Annotated in this window: 19 protein-coding genes and 1 tRNA gene; 12 read left to right on the top strand and 8 right to left on the bottom strand. The window is 53.9% G+C overall.

All coding sequences use genetic code 11. From position 1 onward, the window contains the following. Positions 1-161: 161 nt before the first annotated feature. Positions 162-620, top strand: a complete 459-nt coding sequence (locus PKY88_07355) for a ferritin family protein (protein ID HOQ05010.1) — start codon at positions 162-164, stop codon at positions 618-620. 25 nt (positions 621-645) lie between these two features. Here the strand turns inward: PKY88_07355 and coaD are convergent, their stop codons facing one another. Continuing rightward, on the bottom strand, positions 646-1,167 hold the full coding sequence (gene coaD, locus PKY88_07350) for a pantetheine-phosphate adenylyltransferase (GenBank protein HOQ05009.1): 522 nt from the start codon (positions 1,165-1,167) through the stop codon (positions 646-648). Positions 1,168-1,215: 48 nt separating this feature from the next. After that, on the bottom strand, positions 1,216-1,920 hold the full coding sequence (locus PKY88_07345; GenBank protein ID HOQ05008.1) for a hypothetical protein: 705 nt from the start codon (positions 1,918-1,920) through the stop codon (positions 1,216-1,218). A gap of 276 nt (positions 1,921-2,196) precedes the next feature. Between PKY88_07345 and PKY88_07340 the strand changes: the two genes are divergently transcribed. The 9 genes from PKY88_07340 to PKY88_07300 all read left to right on the top strand — a co-directional run bounded on the left by PKY88_07340 (position 2,197) and on the right by PKY88_07300 (position 12,352). Further along, complete coding sequence (locus tag PKY88_07340) at positions 2,197-2,760, top strand: hypothetical protein (GenBank protein HOQ05007.1); 564 nt, start codon at positions 2,197-2,199, stop codon at positions 2,758-2,760. Between the two features lie 174 nt (positions 2,761-2,934). Next, positions 2,935-4,410: an endo-1,4-beta-xylanase gene (locus PKY88_07335; protein HOQ05006.1), complete on the top strand. Its 1,476-nt coding sequence runs from the start codon at positions 2,935-2,937 to the stop codon at positions 4,408-4,410. 14 nt (positions 4,411-4,424) lie between these two features. Then, positions 4,425-4,850 (top strand): helix-hairpin-helix domain-containing protein, encoded by a 426-nt coding sequence (locus PKY88_07330; protein ID HOQ05005.1) that lies wholly within the window; start codon positions 4,425-4,427, stop codon positions 4,848-4,850. Then, positions 4,831-5,325 carry a hypothetical protein gene (locus tag PKY88_07325; protein HOQ05004.1) on the top strand — a complete coding sequence of 165 codons (495 nt, stop codon included), beginning with the start codon at positions 4,831-4,833 and terminating at the stop codon, positions 5,323-5,325. Before PKY88_07330 ends, PKY88_07325 begins: the two co-directional genes overlap by 20 nt. Before the next feature lie 8 nt (positions 5,326-5,333). Then, on the top strand, positions 5,334-6,182 hold the full coding sequence (locus PKY88_07320) for a hypothetical protein (GenBank protein HOQ05003.1): 849 nt from the start codon (positions 5,334-5,336) through the stop codon (positions 6,180-6,182). Positions 6,183-6,403: 221 nt separating this feature from the next. After that, positions 6,404-7,267 (top strand): PEP-CTERM sorting domain-containing protein, encoded by an 864-nt coding sequence (locus PKY88_07315; protein HOQ05002.1) that lies wholly within the window; start codon positions 6,404-6,406, stop codon positions 7,265-7,267. A 323-nt stretch (positions 7,268-7,590) separates the two neighbouring features. Continuing rightward, complete coding sequence (locus tag PKY88_07310) at positions 7,591-9,795, top strand: DNRLRE domain-containing protein (GenBank protein ID HOQ05001.1); 2,205 nt, start codon at positions 7,591-7,593, stop codon at positions 9,793-9,795. A 122-nt stretch (positions 9,796-9,917) separates the two neighbouring features. Continuing rightward, on the top strand, positions 9,918-11,327 hold the full coding sequence (locus PKY88_07305) for a hypothetical protein (protein HOQ05000.1): 1,410 nt from the start codon (positions 9,918-9,920) through the stop codon (positions 11,325-11,327). A 167-nt stretch (positions 11,328-11,494) separates the two neighbouring features. Next, the gene (locus tag PKY88_07300) at positions 11,495-12,352 is read left to right on the top strand and encodes a homocysteine S-methyltransferase family protein (GenBank protein HOQ04999.1); all 858 of its coding nucleotides are present in this window, start codon (positions 11,495-11,497) and stop codon (positions 12,350-12,352) included. On the opposite strand, the gene PKY88_07295 is transcribed toward PKY88_07300, so the two are convergent. Then, entirely contained in the window at positions 12,333-13,631 is a 1,299-nt protein-coding gene (locus PKY88_07295; GenBank protein ID HOQ04998.1) for a 3-deoxy-D-manno-octulosonic acid transferase, read from the bottom strand. The two genes, PKY88_07300 and PKY88_07295, sit on opposite strands and share 20 nt — an antisense overlap. Before the next feature lie 137 nt (positions 13,632-13,768). Here PKY88_07295 and PKY88_07290 point away from each other — a divergent pair. Continuing rightward, positions 13,769-13,841: transfer RNA gene (locus PKY88_07290), tRNA-Arg, on the top strand. A 163-nt stretch (positions 13,842-14,004) separates the two neighbouring features. Then, positions 14,005-14,427: a hypothetical protein gene (locus tag PKY88_07285; GenBank protein HOQ04997.1), complete on the top strand. Its 423-nt coding sequence runs from the start codon at positions 14,005-14,007 to the stop codon at positions 14,425-14,427. On the opposite strand, the gene PKY88_07280 is transcribed toward PKY88_07285, so the two are convergent. From PKY88_07280 to dxs, 5 genes are all read right to left on the bottom strand, one after another. Next, complete coding sequence (locus PKY88_07280; protein HOQ04996.1) at positions 14,405-14,782, bottom strand: hypothetical protein; 378 nt, start codon at positions 14,780-14,782, stop codon at positions 14,405-14,407. The genes PKY88_07285 and PKY88_07280 overlap by 23 nt on opposite strands. A gap of 131 nt (positions 14,783-14,913) precedes the next feature. Then, positions 14,914-16,884 (bottom strand): helicase C-terminal domain-containing protein, encoded by a 1,971-nt coding sequence (locus PKY88_07275; GenBank protein HOQ04995.1) that lies wholly within the window; start codon positions 16,882-16,884, stop codon positions 14,914-14,916. 12 nt (positions 16,885-16,896) lie between these two features. Continuing rightward, positions 16,897-18,306 carry a hypothetical protein gene (locus PKY88_07270; protein HOQ04994.1) on the bottom strand — a complete coding sequence of 470 codons (1,410 nt, stop codon included), beginning with the start codon at positions 18,304-18,306 and terminating at the stop codon, positions 16,897-16,899. Positions 18,307-18,318: 12 nt separating this feature from the next. Next, positions 18,319-19,203, bottom strand: a complete 885-nt coding sequence (locus PKY88_07265) for an NAD(+)/NADH kinase (protein ID HOQ04993.1) — start codon at positions 19,201-19,203, stop codon at positions 18,319-18,321. Continuing rightward, on the bottom strand, positions 19,200-21,188 hold the full coding sequence (gene dxs, locus PKY88_07260) for a 1-deoxy-D-xylulose-5-phosphate synthase (protein ID HOQ04992.1): 1,989 nt from the start codon (positions 21,186-21,188) through the stop codon (positions 19,200-19,202). Before dxs ends, PKY88_07265 begins: the two co-directional genes overlap by 4 nt. Position 21,189: the final 1 nt, after the last annotated feature.

Raw genomic sequence — 21,189 nt, 5'->3', positions numbered from 1 at the left:
CGGATTCCTTTTTTTTCTGGATGTATTTTCAGGGAAAATCCTGCTTTTCAAACCAAAATTTTCAGATATAGTGAAAGAAAGAACTTTGTGTGCAGCGGGAGAGTAGTTAGGAAGGAAAGTATTTTGGCTTGTATTCTCACTCGTTTTTGGTGAGAAATGTCATGATTGAGTTTCATACCATTGAAGATATCCTGAAATTTGCTCTGGCTCGCGTGATTTTTTCAGAGAAAATCTACCGGCGTTTGGCGGATAGTGTGGAAAATACCGCTGCTCAGGCCATTTTCCTGGCACTGGCACAGGCCGAAGAACGGCAGCGAAGAAAAATTGAAATGGAGCTGTACAAAATCGGTTTGACGGTTTCGGAGCCGGACGTTTCACAACTGGAAAAAGAAGAATGGCCGGAGTGGAAGTTTCTGGCCAAACGGATGCTTATTCAGGATGCGTTTGAGCTGGCGATTCAACGACAGCGAGAATCGTTTCATCTGTTTGCGGAATGGATGGGGAAAGCCGACAAACCGGAAATCGCAGATATTTTCTTTCAATTAAGTCAGGAGGAAATGCGGCATCTGCTGCAGTTGGAAAAAGAATACAAGTCCATTTTTCCGGAACGGGCCGTGTAATTTTTCACTTTACAGGGAGGATGCCCTATTCCGGCACGTCATTTTGTTTGGCGGGTTTTCGAACGGCTAATTTCTGCCGGAGCCGCTGATAGACGGAGGGGGGAATCAGCCCGGAAACATCCCCGCCCAGCAGGGCCAGCTGGCGCACCATCGTGGAATTGACATAGCCGTATTCTTCACTGGTCATGATAAAGACGGTTTCGATGCCGGCGATTTTTCGGTTGGTCATGGCCAGTTGGAATTCATATTCGACATCCGTGAGGTTTCGCAGCCCCCGCAGCATAACCTGGGCTCCCCTGTGGGCGGCAAATTCCACGGTGAGGGTATCATAACTTTCCACGGTTACGCCGGGCAAATCCCCTACAAGAGCGCGTATCATTTCCACGCGTTCGGCTTTGGTGAACAATTCCTCTTTTCCGGGGTTTTGTCCGACTGCCACAATCAGTCGGTCAAACAGTTTGTATCCCCGGCGAATCACATCCAGATGGCCGTTGGTGATAGGGTCAAAAGAACCCGGGAAAATCGCGGTAATCGACCGCTCTTTCATCGGAAATTTCCTTTTCTGTTCGGAAGTTTTTTGCTGTTTTTGAGAATATTAGGAGATTGTATTGAAGGATTCAAGTTCTATGTTTTGAAAGTCCTGGCCGAGGTATTCTTTGCGGAGCTGACGGATGTATTGTTCCATCGCCGCAAATCGGCTTTGAGCGATTTGACGGACGGTTTGGTAGTGAAAACCGTCTTTAAGACGTGCTTCCCAGTAGCGGTATTCCACCCTGCGGTCCCATCCATCCAGCAGGGCCCCGGCTCCTTTGCCCTGAAGAAAATATCGGCGGATTTCCTGAAAAAGTCCGATGGCTCCAATCTCATCGAGCAAACGGGCATCGGAAAGAATTTTGGCTTCAGTCAGCTGGGTAGAACGGTTTTCGACCTCGTCTATTATGCGACATATATGGTCTGTTTTGCCCTTAAACAGGGAGGCCGTTTCTTTCTCTTTGACCAGTTGAATGGAGTATTCTCGTAATTGCCTCCCTCGGAGTTCTACCACCGCCTCTGTCAAGGTTTGGCCTTTGACCTGACTGTAAAGTCTGTATCCTGCATCACATAGATATGCAGCGGCCAAGAGGGAGAAGATGTCGAAGGATTCGCCCTTTTTTGTTAATTCGGGTAATTTGGTGATCAGTTCCGCATTCCGTGCGATCCGTGCGGCTTTCTCCCAAAGCCAACGCTCCGATTGTCCCGAGGGCCCCTGAAAGGTTAACACCTCCTCTGCGAGTCGGCGAATCCTTTCTATCTCTTCCATGCATCCATCCTCCTGTTTGCGCAAGTCCTATACTATGAAAATAGAGAAGGATGCGTCAAGCAATTTCCAAACCTGCTGCCGTTTTTTTCTTGATTTATCCCCTACAAACCCTACAACCTTTCCTCGGCGGATTCGCTACAGAGCGTACGGATGATTTGAATGGTATTTTATGAATCTTGCACACATTTTATTTTTTATATTTTGTGAGATGAGGTGAAAAAGTTTCAGGATTTTTGTTTGAAGCGCCGAAATAACTGGTACAATAGGCAGGATGTTATGAGATGGAAATCTTGGAATGAGCGCACAGGGATGGGCATGAATCGTCGGAATCGCACGTTCTTCGTATGGGTCTCACTGGTTGCTTCAATGACTATTGCCGGTTTGCTTCTGATGGCCCTCGACCAGAAGACGCCTATGACCGGGGCCTACAGTCTGGCCAGTTATTTACGATTGGATCCCATTGAGAAGGCGGCATTTCGTCCGATAACAGCACGGCCTGCTGAGTGGAATCGAATCGAGGTCTATTACAGCCGGACGAATTCCGGAAATGCGGGCGATGTGGCGATGATTTCCTCCCTTCGCGGGACCGCACGGGCCGATTTTCATTTTCTTGTCGGCAACGGCAAGGGGGCCGGAGACGGGCAGATTCAGTGTACAGACAGCTGGGTTCAGCAGAAGACCACCAATGGAATCATTCGAATCTGTGTGGTGGCGGATTTGTATGACAGCCCTGTGACGGCTTATCAGCTGCGTCGAACGGCGGCACTGGTGGAGGCGCTGAGCCGTCGATTCAATATCAAGACGCAATATATCCACTACCCTGCAAACTGGCAGTTTTAAGCGGATGTTTTTTTTGACGTTTCCAAACCGCGGGATTTCGACCGCGGTTTTTTTGTTTTATCTAGATAGACCTCTCGAGAAGGAATCAATTGCATCCCAACGGGGTTTTGCTATAATCCCCAAAGCGCTGGATTTAAAAGTTTAATGAATGTTTTTCCAATTGGGAGCGGATATTTGAAGTTTCAGGTGTTTCAGGACGGTAAGCCGGCGGAGGATTTTTCTCTGGCGGCTGCTTATATGTTTGGAGCGGACCAGATTCCGCTTTATCAGGTTCAGATGGACTACAAGGACGGTCTGCTGGAATGTACCAAGAGGAGTCCGGATTCGGCCGGGGTGGCGCTGCTTTGGCCTGTCAAAGGGGCAGGGCGACTGCTTTTGTCGACCACTCGACTTCCGGACCGGCAGGAGCCCTACAATTTGAATATAGAGCTGGCGCGGGCCCGCCTGATGCAGATTACGCTGAAGCGCGAGGATTGGGCTTTGTTTGAGGAGGATACCCGCTTTGCCGATTTGGCCCATGAAGCGCAGGATTTGTTTATCCAGTCTCTCCTTCATATTGCGGATCCCGCGAAGGCCTCTGTCCTGGCAGACCAATCCCTGGAAAAGGGGCTTCAGTTTTCCGAGCAGCTTGCGGCCCGTCATGCCGACCAGCTTTTGGCATTGCGCTGCCGGCATCGGGGGCTCGGACGTCATTCTCTCGGAGTGGGGATTGATTTGAACCGAATAGAGGATGCGACTTATCGGAAATGGCTGCTGGAGATTTTCGGGTTTGTGACGATTCCGATGGAATGGGGGCAAATTGAGACGGAACCCGGACACTATGATTTTGAGGCGATAGACCGCTGTATGGAATTGCTGGCGGGCCGCCGCCTGGCCCTCTGTGCAGGTCCCTTGCTTCGTTTTCATCCCGGCAGTGTGCCTGCGTGGCTGTCTGCGGAGGGCAGAGAGTTTGAAAAAATCCGGGAGGCGGCGTATGAGTTTGTGGCCCGAACGGTATCGCGTTATGCCAAATACGTTCATGCCTGGCGGGTGATTTCCGGAATGCACGCGTGGAATTGTTTCGGCTTTACCTTTGAGCAGGTGATCGAAATGACGCGGACGGCCTGCCTGGCGGCCAAGACGGCGGATACCAAGTCGCGGAAAATCATCGAAATCGTTTTTCCGTGGGGAGAATATTACGCCACCGACCGCACAACCATTCCGCCTCTTGTTTATACGGATATGATTATCCAGAGCGGAATTAACTTTGACGCCGTCGGCCTGCAGCTGCAGTTCGGGGCTAATCTGCCGGGGATGCATGTCCGGGATATGATGCAGATTTCCTCGCGTCTGGATTTCTTTGCCCAGGTGGCCAAGCCGGTGCATATTACAAGTGTGGCTGTTCCGGATCGGATTTCGATGCCCCAGGGAGACCCGCAGCTGTGCGGCTATTGGCACAAACCGTGGACGGAGGAGATTCAGGCCCAGTGGATTGAAAGTTTCTACAAAGCCGCGCTGAGCCGCTCGTTTATCAATACGGTTACATACGGGGCTTTGGCCGACGGAAATCACAATGCGCTGGCTGGACAGGGACTTTTGGATGAACATCTGAATCCCAAGAAGGCACTCCTGAGCATTGTTAAATTTCAGAAATTAATTGAAAAGCGGTAAGACAGGTTTTGTGTATGGCAGCCGATGATTCGAACGGTTCTCCGGATGCAGGCACCGGCATCGGTCTTGAAAAGGGCATTCGAGGGGTGCAGGCGGTTGTGGGGCTGTGTATTGTTTCCGGGCTGTTTTGGGGATGGATGTGTTTTCGACAGCAGGAGGGAAAGGCGGGAGCGGGTCTTGCGGGTACGGTGAATCCGAATACGGCTTCAATGGGCAGCCTGATGCGGCTGGAGGGGATTGGACCGGTGCGGGCCCTGCAGATGCTTCGGTATCGGCAGCAGACAGACGGAAGGAGTTTTGAGAGGCCGGAGGATTTGGAAAACGTATCAGGAATCGGCCCGAAAACCGTCTCAAAAATGGCTCCGTTTCTTGCTTTTGAGCAGGAACAGATGACAACCGAGGAAACAAACGAAGGTCAGAATGTCGGAATGGGAGATTAAAAAACCGCTTGGACGCTGTTGGGTGACAGGCCGGGAGTTTGCGCCGGAAGAGGAGTATTATGCCGCACTGGTGGAAACGCCGGAGGGATTTGAACGGCGGGATTTCTGCCGGGAATACTGGGAGGCGAATCGGCCGGCGGTGTATTGTTTCTGGAAAACCCGCATGCCAAACCCCCAGAAAAAAAAGCAGCAGATGTTTATTGAGCCGGAGATGCTGCTGGCGTTTTTTGACCGTCTGGCCTCGGAAACGGAGCCGGAGAAACTGAACTTCCGTTTTGTTCTGATGCTGATTCTGATGCGCAAGAAACGGCTGAAGTATGAGGCCAGCCGGAAAGAGGAAGGACGGGAAATCTGGACGGTTCGGGTGGTCGGTCAGGAGCGGCTGGAAGAGGTTGTCAATCCGAACCTGACGGATGAACAGATTCAGCAGCTCTCTGAGCAGATGGGGCAGATTCTTCAGACGGAACTGGATTAGGGTAAAGCGTGCTTCGAAACGGATTGATTTTGCTGGGCGTCTGGGCGGTCTTTCAGGCCGGCTGTGCCTCCCCTTCGTCGATGCCGCCGGCGCAAGTTCGGCCCTGTCGGGGCAAGGGGACGATTGAGGAGGCCGTGAAGGTCCTTGCGCTCAAACGGGCTAATCTTCATCCGCTGAAGGCCTCAGCCCGCTGTTTTCTCGAGTGGACGGATTCAGAGGGGAAGGTTCGCAAAGAAACATTTGATGCGCAGTTCCGGTATGTCCCGCCGGATTGTTTATTTGTCCGGGGCGACAAGTTCGGTGAAATTCGCTTCGGCACCAACGCGGAGGCCTTCTGGATGATGGTCAAGCCGGAGATTGATACCTACTGGTGGGGGACCCGGCAGGCCGCCGAGCAGTGCAGGGAAATGATTCAGTTTAACCCGTGGAATGTAATTGAAGCCCTCGGGGTTGTTCAGGTTGATACAAATTGGACCCTGGACTGGCATAACGGATTCGATGTTTTGACTTTGACGGACCCGAATGGGGTACTTGTTCGGAAAATCTGGATAAGGGCTTGCGATTATCAGGTGATTTCGATTGAATCCGCTGACTCACAGGGGCGGCAAAATGTCCGGATTCAAATGGATGATTATGTCCCGACAGAACAGGGCTTTTCGGTGCCGAGCGTCATAGAGGCACAGCATTTTTCCGGGGGGCGTGCGGATGCATCGCTGCGGCTGGAGCTGCGGGGGGTCGGGCTTTTCGAGGTGGACCCTGTACGGGCTCAACGGCTTTTTTCCCGACCGTCCGAGGAGAATTATCGGACGGTTTACCGATTGAGTTCTGCATGCGAATTTGTGCTGGTCGGACGCTGATGTTTTTTCCAAACTCTTTTGAAAACAGGGTGTTGCGCGAATTTGCTTTTATTTATGCGCAAGATTGCCTTGTTCAGATATCCCACTTTTTCAGATAATTCAAAATGTGGTGGAGTGTGTGTGATGTGTGTGTATGGGTGAGGAGAAATCCTCGGAGTAGGGGTTTTGGTGTAAGTTTTTTACGAATTCCAAAAACACTTTTTGGAAAGGAGTAAGGAAAGATGAAGAAAGCATTTCTTTTACTGCTGGTATTGGCTGCCGGCACCCTCGGTCAGGCCGCTGTAATTCTCCATGATACATTCTCTGATGGAGATCGTACAGACACGAACCTGCCGTATGAGTCGGGCTTTTGGGCTTCTTCTCCGGCGGATGTGACGACCACGCCGGGAAATGTGCGTCTGGATATGGCCTCAAGCAGCCGACGGATGCACACCTATTTTGCTCCGGCGGGTTCACCGATTTCGCTGGGAGTCGGCCAGAAACTCATTGCAACAATTGATATCATTCCGGAAGTAGCATTTATTGACTCAACCAGCCGTAATTTCCGTTTCGGCCTGTTCTATAATGATGCTCAGTATGCTCAGGACAGTGTCGGCGACAGCGGAATCAGCAACGGTTGGCAGGATGCAACAGGTTATGCAGCCCAGTTCAGCATGGGTGTAGCGGATGCCGCCTATGCCAGAGTCGGCAAGCGAACAAACTTGACAGGAGGATATACTCTTCTGGGTACTGATGCGGCCTATACGTGGGGCAGCAACAGCCTTACGAAAGCCACCGGCTTGTCTCTGAACACTGTTTATACGTTGACCCTGATGCTGGATTATCAGTCTGCCAGTGAAATGCTGGTATCGTTTGCATTTTCACAAGGGCAAAATGCGTTGGTTACGGCCTCTCTGACGGATAACGGTCTGGGCGGCCAGCCGCTTTATACGAACTTTGACTTCCTGCTCTTGCGGCTGTCCAACAATCAGGGTACGGCGGAAGTTGTGAATTTTCAGAGTATCAAGATTGAGTATATTCCGGAACCGGCAACACTGGCTTTGCTCGGGTTGGGTGGTCTGCTGACGTTCCGCAGGAGTTGCTGAAATCCTCCGGAAGCGAACCGTCTGACATACAACAACACCGGCCCCATCGCCCAACGGCGGGGGCCGGTTTTTTGAACAAGATTTGGATTTTCCCAAAGGGTGACGAAGCCGCAAAAACCGTATTTTCAGTATTAGCATGCGGGAGAGGAAAAAGCAGAGCCGTGTTTTTGCGCAAAATTGCTTTTGTTTTGGCGCAAGATTGACTTGTCTGAATTGTCCATTTTACCGAAGATAATTAGATGAGTTTTTCTATCCAAGGCGGCTCCGCAGTTCGGGTCTGCGGAGGTAACAAATCAGGGATTCATAAGACGAGGAGATGCACAATGACAAGGACACTTCGGTACACCTTTTTTGCTGCGGTTTTTGTACTGGGGGCTGTCTGTTCGGCGGAGGTTCTGCTTTATGACACATTTGCCGACGGAAGCCGTACAGAAACCAGCCTGCCGACACAGTCGGCCGTGTGGTTTTCGCATCCGGCCAATCTAACGGTCAGCAGCGGCTCTTTGGCCGTCAATCAGCTGGCGATCGGAAACACCAGTTCCAAGATGTGGACATATTTTGCTCCGAACGGTTCCCCTGTGTCGCTGGGGGTAGGAGAAAAGCTTGCAGCTGAGATTAAGTTCACCCCTCGCGGTGCAATGTACAGCACGACATCCAAAAACTTCCGACTGGGACTATTCTATGACCCGACGGACGCTCAGCTTCTGCAGGATACCAACTCGGATAACGGCGGGGGACGCTGGTATGACTCGCGGGGGTATGCCGTGATGTTTACGCTTAGTCCGGATTCAACGGCCGGGACGATTCAGGTCAGTAAACGGACGAATGTCACAGGAACAGATGGGCTGCTGAGTTCTACGGGGACCTATACCTGGAATACCGGTTCCGGGCAGGCGGCTAATTTGAGTCTCAATACGCAATATACAATGAATCTGGTACTTGAGCGAACAGCTGAAGCGGAAATGAAGGTGACGTTTACATTTCTGCAAGGCAGTACTGTGATAGCTTCGAACACCCTGATTGATAACGGTTTGGGCAGTCTTCCGATTTACACGTCGTTTGACCAGCTGTTCTTCCGTCTGTCAACCTACACGGGGACGGCGGATATTGTCGATTACAACAGCATCAAGATTGAAAAGATTCCGGCGGCTTACGGCGGCCCTTTGGTGGGCATAGAGCATGTCTTTCCGGCGGTTCAAAGCTGCCGAACGGAACTCTTCGACGGAGTAAATCCTCGGATGAATGACAACAGGACAGACAGCTCCAAACTTTCCGTCCGAAGTGATGAGAAGGCGGCAAAATCCTGGATTAAATTTGACCTGAGCAGTCTGGAGCCGGAGGAATCGAGTTCTCTTCGAGCGGCGATTCTGAAGATCACTTCAATTACCGACAAGACCGGAACGACCCAGCTGTCCTACGTCAAGGACAGCTGTCTGGATAATATCGGCTGGACGGAAACGACATTAACATGGAATAACGCCCCCGGGAATATCCCCAGCAATGACGGGCAGACTCCGGCCGATCCAAGTTTTACCGTTACTGATCTTCGAGCCAATCTGGATCCAGCCAAGGCCGCTTTTCTTGCAGTTGTAGATTATTCTTCCGGCTGTGTTGTAGGAGATTCGTTTACATTTGATGCGATGCCTGCGATTCAGGAAGACAGTGACGGAATCGTGCAGTTTGTTCTTCATGGGGCCACCGGCCTAATCAATTTTGCCACCCATGATCATGCGACGGTTGCCTACCGTCCGACACTGACCATTCTTTTGCCTCCGCTTGGGGCGGACTGGCCGATACCGTACCAGGACCAGACGGTTCAGACCAGCTTGGCGTTTCTGCAGTGGACCAATCCGGAGCCGAATCTTCCGAGCGGGACCATCACCTGCGATGTGTATCTGGGCACGGAGCCCAACCGGCTTCTGATGGATAAGGTGACGCTGGGACCGGGTGTGAATATTGCCGCTGTCAATGCGGCGAACTTCCCGCATTTTGCCCCCTTGCAGAACCGCCAGCGGTATTATTGGATTGTGGATGTGCATGATACAACCCGTGAAGGGGTGCTCGAGGGTCTGATTTGGTCCTTCTATGTAAATGATAACACGGCACCGACTGTCAATGCCGGGCCGGATCAAATTGCATGGGGACTGCCGAAAGTGATTGCTCTGGACGGAACCACTTCGGATGACGGGCTGCCTGTTCCTCCGGGGGCCTATACAGTCCAGTGGACGCAGGTGAGCGGCCCGACGGTCAGCATCAATCCGGATAATGCAGAGGATGCTTCGGTGGAAATCACAGCGCCTGGTGTGTATGAATTCCGATTGACCGCCAATGACGGTGAGAAGCAGACCTATGATACGGTGAAAGTGGTGGTTGGGGAAACCAGCTGCCAGGCCTCGCATCTGTCCACGGGACAGCCGTATATGGTCGGTGATTTCAATCAGGACTGCATTGTGGACCTGGAGGACTTTGCCCAGCTGCTCAGCAAGAACTGGCAGAACTGCACAGACCAGCTGGTCGGGTGCAACTAAGGGTCTGGAATTGTGAATCGAAGAAAAGGATCAATTCGTCGGCTTTCGCAGGAAACGGTTCGGGTATGTGCCCCGCACCGGCTCTGTTTGAAATCCAGATTCATTCGATGAGGAGATAAAACATGAAAAAAGCGTCTTTTTTCCGGATAATGCTGTTTCTCACCTTGACCCTGGCGGGCTCCGTGTGGGCGGTAGGGATTGTTGAGGTTAGGGGGTTTCAGGGCAAAGCGACAGATTGGCGAACCCCGGATACTGTGATGGGCAATACTACCCAGCTGATGACCCGCAGTGCATCGGGGAATGACTGCAAAAAGTCCTGGCTGCAGTTTGATCTTACAGAACTGTATGCTCAGAATCCGAGCATTCAGGGCAACATTCTGGATGCCAAGCTGACGTTTTACGGGGCTAAGAGCGAAACAGGTTCCAAAAGTTATGTGGTCAGCGGCCTGAATGATAGCGCAAATCTTGAGAATTGGGTTGCTTCGCAGCTGACATGGAATAACGCTCCAGGCAATGATATCAATCACGGCACGGCTCTGATTTCTTCCTTAACGACTAATCTTTATTCAGCAACAATACCGGTTCCCGTTTTAAATGTAATGTCTGAAACTCCGGAAGGAAGTCGGGCAGCGCTGACGAACTTCCTGAATACGGATACAGACGGAAAGATTACCTTTATTTTTACCGCCGGAAGCACGACTTATTTGTGGAATGTGGGCCAGCCCCTGGAGCCGGTTCTTACCCTTACGTATCCGTTGGGGCTGAATCTGCTCAAAGCGCATGCTCCGGTGCCGGCGGATGATGCGGATGTCGAGTCGAGTTTGTCGGTTTTATCCTGGACGAATCCGGAGCCGAATGTGCCGGGTCAGCCGATTACCTGTGAAGTCTATTTCGGTCGGGACCCGAACCGGCTTCTGATGGACAAAATGACCCTGGCCCCCAATGCCTCCAGCGTGGCATTGACGGCGGCCAATTTCCCGCGCTTTGTACCGCTGAGCAATTTCACGCGGTATTACTGGGTGGTGGACTGCTATGACCAGACCAAGGGAAAGATTGAAGGAGAGATGTGGTCATTCTATACGAACGACAACCAGCCGCCGTATAATGTGTCGGCAGGGGCCGATCAGGCGACCTGGCTGGTGGACGGGGCGGCCTCGGCTACACTGACCGGTACGGCTCAGGATGACGGGCTTCCGATTCCGCCCGGGCAATTGAGCTATTTGTGGGAGCAGACGGCCGGACCGACCACTGCCGTCATCAACAGTCCCAATACGGCCGGCACGACGATAAGCTTCACGGAGACCGGTGACTATACCTTCCGGCTGACGGTCAGCGACGGCATAGAAAGCGTGACGGATACAGTCCGGGTGGTGGTTGGGGCTACCTCTTGTGCGGCCAGCCACGTCTTCTACAATCAGCCGTACAATGCCGCGGATGTCAATCAGGACTGCATTGTGGACCTGACGGACCTGCAAACCTTGATTGTCAACAACTGGCTGGTGTGCGACAACACGCTGGAAGCGTGCAATTAACAGCGGTTTTGTGACGAATCGTTTTTTCGAAAAGGCCCGTCGATTCGGCGGGCCTTTTTTATTTGACGAAATGACACTTTTCCTGTAGAGGAAGCAAAAAAGAAACAGAGACTCTATTCAGGAGAACGGCTATCAGAAAACCATTATTCCAACGGCTTCAGGACGGCGTGTTTTTCCTGGACGGGGCGATGGGCACCCAGCTGTTTGCCCGCGGTGTTCAGCAGGGACAGTGCGTCGAGCGGCTGAATGCGGAACGGCCCCAGATTGTAGCAGAGGTTCATCGAGCATATCTGGAAGCCGGCTGTGATGCTGTGCTGACCAATACCTTCGGGGGCAATTCGCTTTCGCTGCGGCGGCACAGGGTCGATGCCCGGACGGAACAGCTGAATGAGGCGGGCGCCCGCCTGGCACGCCGGGAGGCCGGGCCGGACCGGTATGTGCTCGGCGATATCGGCCCGTGCGGGGATTTTCTGGAGCCCATCGGAACGCTCAAAACGGAAGACCTGAAAGCTGCTTTTGTGCGGCAGATTCGGGGGCTTCTGGACGGCGGCGTGGACGGCTTTCTGATTGAAACGATGACGGCTCTGGAGGAGATTGAGGTTGCGATAGAGGCCGTTCGGTCGGTTTGTGCGGATTTGCCGATTTTGGTTTCGCTGGCGTTTGACCCGGCCAAAGAGAGTTTTCGGACAATGATGGGGGTTTCGCCGCAGCAGGCCGTCGGTCGGCTGGCGGGGCTGGGGATTGCGGCTGTCGGCTTTAACTGCGGCACACTCGATATGGATTCCTATGTTCGTCTGGCGCAGGAGTTTGCCGGGGCTTTGGCGGGCAAGAAGGTTCTCTTGCTGGCCGAACCCAATGCCGGCAAGCCGCGTCTGGAGGGGGAGCGGGCGGTCTATGACCTTGCACCGGAGGAGTTTGCCTGCGGGTTGGAGCGGATTCATCAGGCCGGGGCGGCGATTGTAGGCGGCTGCTGCGGGACGACGCCGGAGCATCTGGCCGCAGCCGTCAAACACCTCCGCCGCTGAGCACTTCACGAAGGGCCTGAAGCGTTTTCTGCGTGGCCCCTTTGCTGCGAAGGATGATGTTTCGTCCGTTTTCAGCAATTCGGCGGGCGAAATCTCTGTCGAGAAGGCACTTGCGAGTCATCTCAAAAAGCTGTTCTTTATCGGCGACTTCGATGGCGCCTTGTCCGGCCAGCAGCTCCTGTACAGTCTGCTTGAAATTGAACGTGTGCGGACCAAAGAGGGTGCACTTGCCCAGTGCGGCCGATTCCATCATATCCGAGCCGCCCATCGGCACCAGCGTACGTCCGACGAAAACAACAGTCGCGAGGGCATAAAAGTTGTTTAAATCGCCCATCGTATCGCCGAGGATGATGTCCGGTTTTCCCTCCGCGGCGGTATTTTGCTCTTTGAGCCGGCTGTACCGCACCCAGGGAAAGCCGGAACCTCGAATCAGGTCGGCCACCTCTTCAAAGCGTTCGGGTTTTCGCGGAATGACGGCCATTCGGAGCGATTCGAGCGGCGATTCTTTTTTAAGCCGGCTGAAGATTTCGAGGGCGATTTGCTCTTCGCCCGGACCGGTCCCGCCGACAACCCACAGCGGTTCCGGGCCCAGATGGAGCTGTTCGGCAAGTTTCTGTACGGCGGGTGCGTCGGGTTCCGTTCGCGCGGTGTCGTATTTAAGCGAGCTGGTGATACGGACCCGTTCGGGCGGGCAGCCCAATGCAATAAAGCGGTGGGCGTATTCCTCCGTTTGAGCCAGTACCATAGCAAGACGGCTGAAGGTGCGCCGGACAAAGGGACGGATTTTCAGATAGCGGGGGAAACTTTTGTCGCTGAGCCGTCCGTTGACCACAATCACCGGAATCTTTTGCTCAGACGCCAGTATGGTTAAATTCGGCCAGACCTCCAGCTCCATCAGCAGAATTGCTTTGGGGTTGATTTGCCGGAAGGCCCGTTTCATAATCCAGGAAAAGTCGAACGGAAAATAGGAGACCGTCAGGGTTTTCTCATACAGCGAACGGGCACGCTGAAGACCGGTGTCGGTGGTGGAGGTCAGAACGATTTCATATTCGGGCATCTGCCGAAGGAGTTTGTCGATGAGGGTGCGGGCGGCATTGACCTCTCCTACACTGACGGCGTGAATCCAAAGGCACGGACGCTCCGGAAACCGCCGCTGAATCTTGCCGAGACGCTGGTCCCAGCCGGATCTGTAGCGGTTTTCCTTCAGCATCCGATAGACAATCTTCGGACTGTATCCGAGCAGTGCAAGAATGTAAGCCAAATCAATCAAATATCTCATAGGGTTCGCCGTTTTAGGAAAAGGGCATCTTACCGGAATCCGGGCGGCTGTCAATCCGGGGAAAAAGTCCGGAAAGTATCGGAATGGGGTTTTGGTTCTTGACTTGCGGAGGTTTTTGTCGTATTTGTAGGAAGTAAGTCCCCGTAGCTCAATGGATAGAGCGTTGGCCTCCGGAGCCAAAGGTTAGAGGTTCGACTCCTCTCGGGGACGTTTGGAAGTTCTTCTAATGAAGGGGGTTATAGAATTTTTCCATTTCTCGCCTGAACGGCTCCTGAAATAATCAAAAAAACACCTGCGGTCAATCTTTTCACAATATTTTTCTTTTATCCTGCCGGGCGGCTTCGGAGGAAGAAATTGTGATGATGGAGGTCGTATGAACAGACAATCCCTTCTGATGGTGTTTGAGGAGCTTTGGCCCATTCTGCTGAAGACATCCCCCGCTTCTGGAATTTGGCGTCAGATTCGGATTCCGGCGGGGTATTTTTCTGTATTGGAAGGGGTTTATGATGAGGAGGTTTTGGCGGAATGGGCTCAGAAGCACCAGCGTACCTGGTGGGAGGTAACGTGGGACTTTCCGGAGTATTCATCCGAACCGATTCTTCTGCAGTGCCGCTATGTGGCGGATTCTTTTTCGGATGCCGTTCGCCTCAAGCCCCATCTGCTGATTTCTTATCATTCTCTGGAAACGCTGACAGCGCCGGATATGGAATTGTTCGAAGAACTGGACTTGGGGTGCAGTCACCGTTCGGAGCGGGCCGGAGGCTTTTCTGCGGCTAAAATGGAAGCCAGGGCATAAGCCCTTTTAGATACAACTCAATCGCAAAATAGTTATAAAAAGCCGCAAACAGGTAAAACACTGCCGCTGTGGTCAAAATAGGGGCGGCGAATTTGTGCCAGTACAGCACAACAATCAAGGCAGCAATTAGTTTATAGGCGGCGGCTAAAACAGGACCTGCGATAGGTCCGTAGGCGAATGCGGCCATCCGAACCAGCGGGTGAAACTCCTGTTCCGGCCCGGAGGAAGTCATAAAATAGATTGTGCTGACGGTATCAACGGCCAGAGCGAGAATAAAAAGGGTAAGGTGTTTCTGATAGGCACCCCAAATGCGACGCCAATCATCCACAATCAATGATTCCGTATAGTTCTTCATAGTATTCCTATCTGCCCCATTTTTCCGGATTTTCGTCTTGCCGGAAATGACAGTTTAGGCCTTTGCTGTTTATCGGCAAAAAGGATGAGAGACTGAATTAAGTAAAAGAAAAATGCGATAAGGGGACAAAATTACTCTTCAATAAAGATAGGACATTCCGGCAGGGCTTGAAGGAACTGTTTTCCGTACTTTTTTTGAAGGATTCGGCTGTCTAATACGGCGACGATGCCCTGATCGGTTTTCCGGCGAATCAGGCGTCCGAAGCCCTGTTTGAATTTCAGGATGGCCATCGGAACCTGGTATTCATAAAACGGGTTGCCTCCCTGGGCCCGGATTTGCTCAATTCGGCCCTGGATGAGGGGGTGTCCGGGGACGGCAAACGGCAGCCGGACGATAATCACATTGGACAGCTGTTCACCCGGCACATCGACACCCTGCCAGAAGCTGTCGGTGCCGAACAGAACACAGCGGGGGAGGGTTTTGAACTGGGCCAGCAGGGCGGCTCGGTCCTGTCCCTCGCCCTGAATCAGGGCGGTCATTTTTTGTTCGGCCAGCCAGCCGGCCAGGCAGCCGGCCATCTGCCGAAGCATCGTGTGGCTGGTAAAAAGGATAAAGGCACGGCCTTCGGTTTTGAGGAGATATTTTTGGATGGCCCGGGCAGCTTTTTCCTGAAAGGCCTCGCTGTTCGGGTCGGGCATGTTGGCTTCCAGATACAGACGCACCTGACGGCTGTAATCAAAGGGAGAGCCGACCTGAACAGACTGATAGTTTTCCAGTCCGATTCGTCGGGTGAAAAAGTCAAAGCCGTTTTCGGATTGTCCGCTGCTGAGGGTGGCGCTGGTGAGCACAACGGAGTCAAACACGTCGAAGAGGCACGCTTTGACATACGGCCCCACATCCAGAGGAGCGCTGCGCAGAACCACTGTTTTTCGCGGGCCGGCTTCTTCTTCCACCCAGTACATAAATCCTTCCTGGGACTGGGACAGAAAGATTTTTAACTCCTGTTCGGTTTCCTGGCAGCGGTCGATAATCCGCTGGAACTCCAGCTGCTGGTCTTCGTTTTCTTCTTCTTTGACCAGCCGGTTCAGCTCGAGCCGAAGCTGACGGAGCGGTTCGGTGAGGTTATCGCTGACAAAGTCCGGGGTGCATCGGCCGCCGGTTTCTTCGGCAGTCTGCTCGTACCAGGCCTGAATCTGTGCAAAGAACAGGTCTGCTTCTCGACGGCACTGGTTGACAAGCTGCCGGGCCTTTTGGTGGGCGGCGCTGCTGTCCAAAAGTCCCTTGTGATGTCGAGGGTGGCAGAGCGTATCCAGCAGGTGCCGGATGGAGGAGGGGCTCAGCTCGATGCCGAAATGTTCTTCCGCAACGTGTTCGAGATTGTGGGCTTCGTCGAGGATGACAAATCGATAGGGAGGCAGAATGCTCGCTCCGCTCTGTCTGAGAACCAAATCACTGAACAGGAGGGCGTGGTTGGCGACGATGATGTCGGCGGTTTCCAGTTTTCGTCTGGCCCGCCAGTAGAAACATTCCCGAAAAGAAGGGCACTTTCGCCCCCGGCAGATGCCGTGTTCGCTCTGAACGGTCTGCCAGAGCTGCGGGGAAGGGCTGGTTTTTAAGTCGCTCAGGGAGCCGTCCTGCGTCTTCTGCGCCCATTCGCTCAGGATGGACAATTCGCTGCCGCGGTCTTCAAAGAGGGCTTGTCGGCGGTTTTGGGCATAGCGGAGCCGCCGCAGGCACAGATAGTGGTTTCGGCCTTTGGCCAGACAGGCCGTAAAGGGCTGCGGGACGGCCTGCTGCAGAAAGGGAATGTCTTTCTCCATCAGCTGCTGCTGGAGATGGATGGTGTATGTGCTGATGAGTACCCGCCCGTTCTTGCGAAAGGCCTGGTCGAGAGCGGCGGCCAGATAGGCAAAACTTTTGCCGACACCTGTGCCCGCCTCCGCCACAAGGATGTATTTCTGGCGGAGTGCCTCGATGACTTTGGAGGCCATGGCAATCTGCTGGGGCCGATATTCATAATCGGCACTGCAGCAGGCGACCCAGCCGTTCGGTCCCAGCAGCTGATGCGCCTCCAAACCGTCCTGGGGAGCATGGGCAATCATATCGCTTCCGGTTTAGGGGGCTGCAGGAGAGGGGGCGGATTGGATTGCCGCCTGAACGGCCTGGACAAGAAGCTTGGCCGCCTGACTGTCCGGCATCATATCTTCAGCATATTCTGCGGAAATCCGTGCGCGAGTCAGTTTGCCGTCCTGAAAGAGGATATAACCCATCAGCAGGGCCAATTCCGCCGAGTTGCTCCGCTGCTGCCAGGTGGACAGTTCTGTGAGCCGGTGTTCGAAGGCATCGCGGCTGTCCAGCAGGGAGGCCCAGTCGAAACGGCTTTCGAGAACCTTCGGCTCCATCTCGATGGCCTGGCTCAGATAAAAGGCGCTGCTCATGTATTCCCCCGCCGCAAACAGGGCGTGAGAGCGGGCCAGTACCAGAAGAGGGTTCTTCCTGTCCCAGACGGAAGCCAGTTCAAAGGCGTCTGCGGCCTTGTAATATTGGCCGTTTTTGAGGAATTCCTCGCCCAAAAACAGATAATCTTCAGCCCTTGCCGCAGCCAGGTGTTCGAAGTCCGGATAGTCTTTCCGCAAGGCCCTTCCGTCTTCCGGTTTGACGAAATCCTCCGGACGCATCCGCAGACCGGAGCGGGAAGAAGAGGGCTGCGGTTTGGTTTTTTCTTCGGGAGCGGCCGGCTCTTCAGCGGTTAACCGGGTTTCTTTTTCGGGCTGCTCGTTGTCTCTGCTCAGTCCCAGCTGCCGCCGTATCTGAGCATAAATGCTTTGGGATGAAGAGGTGGATTCTTCCGATTCGGGCTTTCGTACCGTTTTGTCTGTCAGAAGCGGGGCCGGTTTTGCTTCTGAAGAGAGTTTCGAAAGGTCCATTCCGGGCGGAACGGTCTGCAGCGGGTCAAGGGGGACGATTTTCCTGCTTTTTTCGGCTGTTTTTTGAGTCAGATGCTGCTGCAGGATGGATTCGAGGGTCTGGGTGGAAGGGGCTAAAGGCCGCTGCTGCGGCGGACGGATGACATCGGCAATATCAAAGGATTCGAGCCATTGTTTGGAAGCCGTCACGCGTACTTGCGGCGGAATGGTCGGTGTCCCCAACCCGGAACCGCCGGGACGCTGAAGGGAGGTTACCGTTTGCCGGGGGTCGAAGAACGCTTCGGCCTGTGCGGAGCGTCTTAAAAAAGAACTGACAGCCCTCGACTGCGGGTCTAAAAGCCGTCGGTCGATGTAATCGCTGGAGCTGTATGGGACGAAGCCGCGGAAATGCCGTCCGCCGCCGATGTTGCCGGTCATAGTCAGATTGCCTACATACCCATACAGGTTGGGCTGGCTGGGAATAGCCGCCGTTCGGTTCGCACTGGGAACCTGAGTGGGAGAACCGATTGGGGAACGGGCCCCCGGGGCTTCTGCAGCCCACGCTGCTGATATTGCCGCAGAAAAGACCGCTGAAGCAAGAAAGATTTTTCCGTTCATAGAAAGGCCTCTTTATCTTTTACTTTTTCCGTCTGGTTTGGGTTCATTGGATAGGGTATATCCCGGCTTGCGGGCCCAATGAAGTTTGGAAGCCAGCGTGTCCCATTGGGTGCGAAGCGGGTTATTCACCACAAGGAATCGCCCCTCGTGCTTTTGGATTCGAATCACATCCTCTTTTTCCAATTGGCTTTGTACCTGGCCGTCCAGAAGCAGAGAGGTTTGCTGATTGACCCGAAGCGGGGAGATCTCGACGCGACGATCCGCCGCAATGACAACCGGACGAAAGCTGAGCGAATGAGGACAAATCGGAGTCAGAACAAACGCCGACAGATTGGCCGCCAGAATCGGACCTCCGGCGGAGAGGTTATATGCCGTTGAGCCGGTCGGAGTGGACACGATAACACCGTCCCCGATGCACCCGGCCAAAGACTGGCCTTCGATGAAAATCTGCAGCTCAATCATGCTGAACGGCGAACCGGCGGTAATCACCACGTCATTGACCGCCGTGGAGGAAAAAATCTCCTGATGTCGACGGTGCAGGGAACACTGCAGAACCATTCGCTCTTCGATGGCCGCCTGGCCGTCAGCGATTTGGTCGAACTGGTCAATGAGTTCCTCAATGCTGAATTCCGCCAGAAAACCGAGTTTGCCGACATTGACGCCGATAACCGGAATCTTGGATTGGCACAGCTGCCGGGCGGCGGACAGAAGGGTTCCGTCACCGCCGAAGACCACCGCATAGTCGGCCTGTTTGAGAACATCCAGCGAGCATGCATTCTCCATACAGTTGGCCAAAATCCGGGCACGACCCTGCGCAAAGGCAAGAAATCGCTCGAGGGCCTCTTTGGCATAGGCCTTGCGGGCATCGCCGAACAGAATCAGGGAAAGAGGTTTCATTGTCTTCTGCTCCGTATCGATTCTTCCTTGCATCGGACAGACAGGTCCGCGGAAGCCAGTTTTCTTATGGTTTCAGCAATGCTTTCCGCCGTCAGCCCCATCCATTTCATCTGGGTTTGCCTTTTGGCGACAGGGATATATTGGTCGTCCGGTCCGGCCAGCAGGACGGCTTTTCCGATAGCGGTATGGATGTCCGGACGTCTTTCGACAAAGGCCCTTTGGGCGGCTTCCGCCAGCAGGGCTTCCCCGAATCCGCCTGCACGACTGTGGTCTTCGAGCACAATCACCGTTTTACCCTGGGCAAAGAGCTCAACCAGAGCCGGGTCAATCGGTTTGGCGAAACGGGCATTGATGACGGATACTTCGATTCCCTCCTGTGCCAGTTCTTCTGCGGCCTGGAGCGCCTCGGCTGTCAAAGGTCCCAGGGCCGCGATGACCCACTCCGATTCGGCTCGGCGGACCCAAACACTGCGGCCCGTCCGGAACGGCTCCTCTCCGATTTCGCAGGCGGGGGGACAGACGGGTACCAGATCCCGGGGATAGCGAATGGCCACGGGCTGCTTTTGCTGGAAGGCGTAGTGCAGAGCCCCTTCCATTTCCTTTTCGTTGGCGGGGGAGACCAGAATCAGATTCGGCAGCATCCGCAGATACCCGATGTCCCACAAGCCGTGATGGGTCGGTCCGTCATCTCCGACGGCCCCGGCCCGGTCGATACAGAAAACCACCGGCAGATTCTGAAGCGAGACTTCCTGAAAGATCTGGTCAAAACTTCGCTGCAAAAAAGTTGAATAAATGCACACAACCGGCTGAAGGCCCTGTTTGGCCAGACCGGCGGCGATGTCCACGGCGGCGCTTTCGGCAATTCCCACGTCATAGTAGCGATCCGGGAACTGCTGACGGAATTTTGAAAGCCCTGTGCCGTCGGACATAGCAGCCGTGATGGCAATAATTTGCGGATTGTTCTGAGCCGCCTTCAGCAGGGCGTCACTGAAAGCATCGGTAAACGTGCGGCCCTGCGGGCTGGGGGACACGGATTCCCCGTTCATCACAAAGGGACCGGTGCTGTGAAAGCGGCGGGGGTTTTTGTCCGCCGGGGTAAACCCCTTGCCTTTCCTGGTGAACACGTGAAGGATGGCCGGGCGGTCCAGCTCGGCCAGACCCTTGAAAATCTGAATCAGAGAGCCGATATCGTGTCCGTCCACCGGGCCGAAATAATGAATGTTCAGACTTTCAAAAAGTCGGCTGGGAGAGATAGCCATCCGGATGGTTTTTTTCAGATTCTGAAGAGCCTCTTCCATCGGCTTTCCGATGACCGGCAGGTGGTTTAAGATCATCGCAGTTGTCTGGCGGATGTCTTCGTAGGTATGGCTGAGCCGCACCCGCGAGAGCAGAGAGGCCAGCGAACCCTGGGTGGTGTCGATGGCCATTGAATTGTCGTTCAGGACAATCAGCAGCTGCCGCTTGACCAGTCCGAGGTTGTTGAGGGCCTCAAACGAAAGACCGTTGACGATGCTGGCATCCCCGACGAAGGCCACGATTTTCTCTTCGGTTTTGTTGTGCTGGGCCCCCAGGGCCATTCCAATAGCGGTGGCGATGGACGTGCCGGCATGGCCAACGCTGAATACATCCGCCGGACTTTCTTCGGGAGAAGGAAACCCGCTCAGACCGTTTTCCTGACGCAGCTGAAGCAGGCGGTCTTTCCGTCCGGTAAGGATTTTGTGGGCATAACACTGATGGCCGACATCCCAGAGCAGCCGGTCTTTGTAAAAGTCAAAGACATAGTGCAGAGCGATGGTCAGTTCCACAACGCCCAGATTGCTGGCCAAATGACCCCCGCGGCGGCTGACGGCTTCGGTAATAAGCTGGCGGATTTCCGCGGCCAGCTGTTCCAGTTCGGCGGTGGAAAGGATCCGCAGGTCCGCCGGCTGACGGATACGCTCTATGATGGATGCAGTCTGTTTCGTTGGATCTTCGATGAAGCTCATA

It is taken from the genome of Anaerohalosphaeraceae bacterium (genome assembly GCA_035378985.1).
Taxonomy (GTDB): Bacteria; Planctomycetota; Phycisphaerae; order Sedimentisphaerales; family Anaerohalosphaeraceae; genus JAHDQI01.
This window is presented reverse-complemented; position numbering and strand designations above follow the sequence as displayed.